Raw genomic sequence first — 4145 nt, forward strand, 5'->3', positions numbered from 1 at the left:
AATTAAAAGGGTAAAATAAAATTGACCCCTAACACCAGGACTTTAAAGGGTCAATCATATTATGGCCAAGGTGGGTAAATTCTGTTTGGCCAAAAGGGTCAAAGTAGAGTGGCTTTTCCATATGGCATAGAAATGTACTGTTTCAGTGCCTCGACATATTCTTCAAAGGCATTGCGGCCTTCTAGAGTTATACGGGCGGTAGTCCGTGTTTTCCTCCCGACAAACCCTTTTTCAATGGAGATATATCCGGCTGCGGAAAGTTTGTCAAGCTGTACACTCAGATTTCCGGCTGTCGATTCTGTTTTCTCCCTGAGATATACGAAATCGGCTTCTTCCAGATTCATGAGAATCGACATTACGCCCAGTCTCAGCTGAGAATGCAGCAATGGATTCAGCTCTTTCATAATCCGCGCTTTGCTTTCGAGTTAAGTATATGACCGGGAACAATCATCATTGCTGCAAAAGCAATGATGAATAGCGGCATGAACCAACTCGCCATAAGAGCCACATGAGCAGAGATACAGCATGTGGTGAAAATTCCTGTCAAAAGTCCGATGCTGCCACCCGCAATGAGTGATATTTCTTTGATTACCAACCCTTGCATGATCTCAGCCATAGGAACGATGATTAGAGCGAAAGCAAACATCATGCTCCATGAGTCTTTTCCGCCGATCACAAGAAAACCGAGACATAACAGGGCAGAAGCTATGCCGGTCAATCCGACAACAGACCACATTTGTGAAGTCAGTTTGTCAGTATAGCTCTTTGAGCCTGACGCCACTCGCTCTTTCTTAGCCATTATCGGAGTAGCGATACCGCCTATTATCCAGATGAGAAACCATAGCCAGTTTACGGCGGGATTATTAGTGGTCACAAGGAGCACCCATATAAGTGCCGTTACTGCCACGATGAGGTATCCCCACATGAGGAGGATATTGCCGCTGCCTTTTACGAGGCGGTCTTTTGTGCGCGAGATCATCGAGGTTATGATTTCGATGCTCTCTGCTTCCGTAATCTTTCTTTCTTCCATAGTCGGAGTTTAATTATGGGTTGAACAAACTGGTTTATGTAATAAACCATATTCTGAAAAAGAAAAGAGCTGACTCTTGCGTTGCCGCTCTTAAATCATTTCGACTGCAAAGGTAAAGCGGTTTATTGAATAAACCAAATTTCAGACGAATTTTTTTGAGATTTTTCCAGCCTTTCTTTATACTGAAGTAGTGAAAAGAAGGATCAGTTGTTCTTGTTGATGAGATTGACCACGACTTTGACCATCGTGTCCTTTTCCTCGGTACGACTTTCGGCTATCATGAGAGTGAGGGCTACAAGGGTATTGTCGGCTATGCGTTTGGTGCCGTCCTCATTGTAAAGAATTCCGTTTCCATTGAGGAACCATAGGAACAGCGTGGCGGCAATTCGTTTGTTGCCGTCGCTGAAAGAATGGTTCTTCGTGACGAGATACAGGAGCATGGCAGCCTTCTCCTCAACTGAAGGGTAAAGGTCAACGCCTCCGAAAGTCTGGTAAATCTGTCCGATAGAGCTTTTGAATGAGTCATCTTTCTCGTTGCCAAAGAGTGATGAGCCGCCGAATTTCTCATGCAGCTGCCTGATAACCTCCATCGCCTTCTCGTATGTGGCATGAAAAGCCTCCTGCCCTGTGGTCTGCTCTATCTTCAACTCTTGATAGTCGTATCGGTCGAGAGTGTCAAGAGCATAGGTATAATCCACTACTACATTAAGCAAAGAACGACTATCTTCAGTAAGTTTCTCTTGATTTTGGATAGTCCTACCGAGAACTTTGACCAACTGGCTCAGTTCGTCATATTTCTGCGAGGCAACCCGCTCATTGATAGCATAGCCATTGAGAAGATATTGCTTCAGTACCTTGTTAGCCCAGATGCGAAAAGCCGTGGCATTCTTTGAATTGACGCGATAACCGACTGATAGAATAGCATCAAGATTGTAGTGATCGACAACCTCAACTGATGAGCCGCGGAAACCTCGATTCACGACTGTTTCCATTTTGGAAATAGTCGCATCACGATCCAGTTCGCCCGATGCGAAGATATTTTTTAGGTGCTTGGAGATTGCCGGGACTTTCGTTCCGAATAAATCGGCAATCTGACGCTGTGTGAGCCAAATTGTCTCACCTCGGACAGTTACGTCCAACTGTGTCTCTCCGTTTGGAGTTTGGTATATTACCAGCTGAGTTTCGTTATTGGTTTCCATATTGCAAAAGTAATTAAAATCATTGATATTAAGATTCTTTCAGATTATATTTGAGTTAGAAGACATCTGCTCCGGTCGGGTTGGCAATTGCGTCTATCTCGTCAGCAATTTCATCGGAGGACAGTTTGATATAGTCCATAAATGTCTTTTGGGTCTTATGTCCGCTGACGTGCATCATCTGAACGATGGTGTATTTGTGGGTGAGGTACATATTGGTGATTCCACTGCGTCGGGCTGTGTGGGTGGTGACACAAGCATACCGCGGCATCACTACCTCGCCTTTATCGTTACGCTCGACAACGAGTTTGCCATCTTTCACAAGTTTCTTCTGCTTCATGGTGAGTTTGGTAGTAACAATCTTGCCGAGTGTAGGGACAGATTCGGACAGATTTTTCAGAATATCCTTGATGTAACGGTTGAGTATCACATCAACCACCGAAGGGAGATTGTAGGCGTATTTATCACAGATGGCTCTGAGATTGGGATTCATTATCGGAATCTTTACCTCATTGCGCGTTTTCTTCTGAACGAGTCGTATAACGGGTGTTCCCTTCGCGGTCGTCGTGAAACAGTCTTTGTCTATGTCGTTGTAATCGCTCACTCGCTGACAGGTGTAGCAGCCGACAAGAAAAATATCTCGTACCTCGTCCTGTTTACCTGACAATGGCATTTCGTATAATGCCTGCAACTCGGCTTCGGAAAGGTAAATTTCTATCGCCTTGTCTCCATCCTCGATTTTCTTCTTGGAGAAATATTGCATGGCGCGGTCGTTGTCGTGGATGCCGTCAAGGTAGGCGTAATTGACAATGGCGCGGAGATCAACAAGATACTTGTTCTGCGCCGATACCATGTAATCGTTCTTCTCCATAAAAGCAAGGAACTTGGTGACGAAAGCACGGTCAACTTGAGACCATGTGAAACGGTGCTTCTTGTCGAACATGTCATAGAGTTTCCGGAAACTGAACCATGCCTTGACTGTCCCCGGTGCATATCTGTTATGTCCGTTCAGCCTGGCGCCGCTCTTTATCTCTTCACAGAAGTGGTTGAGGAAATTCCATATTTTGGCACGCTCGGCGTCGATGCCTTCCTTTATCAGTCGCTCCTGGTCTGCTTTGATTCTCTGTTCCTCTTGCTGACGCTCTTCCTCCTCGCGTTTGGCTTTCATTATTGCCTCTGCCTTCTTGGGATTGGCGATAGCAAGGATTTCCGTTTCGACATGAGATTTGTCGAAAGACATACCTTCGACCTCGGACTTTACAACAAGCGCAATCCTGTTGAGGGAATCATGCAGATTGAAATTCGCACGTTGGTGTCGCATCCATTTTTCAGGGCACGATAACGCACCTTTCCATTCAGCCACATTCACGCGGATTTGAGACGAGAAGAGAGTGTCAACCTTATGTTTCTTGTTCTGCACCCTAAAGAAAAGGGTGGCTATTTCGTTCTTTTCGTCCTGCTTGCGGATGAAGAACCGGGAAAGAGATTTTGCCATATAAATCAAGGTCTGATTCCCTTATGAATCTGACACTGCAAAGTTAGTGACTTTTCTTGAATAGTCACTACAATAGTCACTATCTTTCTTGAATCTCTTACTATCCGACTAAATTAAAAATGATTTAATTCGCTTTATTATCAGTATATTAGTATTAATTACAATTAAAGCTGATTGATAATAATTTAACTTTTATATTGCTGGTGGCACCACCTCTAAAATCGCTAAGTAGTTAAATTTCAACTATTTAGCGATTTTTCTTTCAACCAAATTTTGCCGAGTTACCTATAAAGTTACGGATCAGCGGATTTTCCCGGTGGGTGGTAAGATGTCAAGAGTAAAGTGTTGCCAGTCTGAACATGAAGAATTTGATGTCACCTACTCCGCGGAACTGAGTTCTGAAAGCTTTGATTTTGGCATTGAA

4 protein-coding genes and 1 pseudogene are annotated in these 4145 nt (G+C 44.1%); all 5 read right to left on the reverse strand.

All coding sequences use genetic code 11. The features are described from left to right. Positions 1-98 precede the first annotated feature (98 nt). Positions 99-407, reverse strand: coding sequence for a winged helix-turn-helix domain-containing protein (locus FW767_RS12750; protein WP_150980709.1), 309 nt, complete (start codon positions 405-407; stop codon positions 99-101). Further along, positions 401-1030: a hypothetical protein gene (locus tag FW767_RS12755; RefSeq protein ID WP_123485496.1), complete on the reverse strand. Its 630-nt coding sequence runs from the start codon at positions 1028-1030 to the stop codon at positions 401-403. Before FW767_RS12755 ends, FW767_RS12750 begins: the two co-directional genes overlap by 7 nt. Before the next feature lie 203 nt (positions 1031-1233). Next, positions 1234-2229, reverse strand: a complete 996-nt coding sequence (gene rhuM, locus FW767_RS12760) for a virulence protein RhuM/Fic/DOC family protein (protein ID WP_121700413.1) — start codon at positions 2227-2229, stop codon at positions 1234-1236. A gap of 55 nt (positions 2230-2284) precedes the next feature. Further along, the gene (locus FW767_RS12765) at positions 2285-3721 is read right to left on the reverse strand and encodes a tyrosine-type recombinase/integrase (protein ID WP_128715266.1); all 1437 of its coding nucleotides are present in this window, start codon (positions 3719-3721) and stop codon (positions 2285-2287) included. Positions 3722-4052: 331 nt separating this feature from the next. After that, positions 4053-4145 (reverse strand): annotated as a pseudogene (locus FW767_RS13450) (transposase); the annotation flags it as partial.

Origin of the sequence: Heminiphilus faecis (assembly GCF_008728965.1) — a bacterium.
Taxonomy (GTDB): Bacteria; Bacteroidota; Bacteroidia; order Bacteroidales; family Muribaculaceae; genus Muribaculum; species Muribaculum faecis.

What these genes read in the sequence shown, in the direction of transcription:
- FW767_RS12755 (WP_123485496.1), bottom strand. Translation starts at nt 1,030, where the DNA reads ATGGAAGAAAGAAAGATTACGGAAGCAGAGAGCATCGAAATCATAACC.
- rhuM (WP_121700413.1), bottom strand. Translation starts at nt 2,229, where the DNA reads ATGGAAACCAATAACGAAACTCAGCTGGTAATATACCAAACTCCAAAC.
- FW767_RS12765 (WP_128715266.1), bottom strand. Translation starts at nt 3,721, where the DNA reads ATGGCAAAATCTCTTTCCCGGTTCTTCATCCGCAAGCAGGACGAAAAG.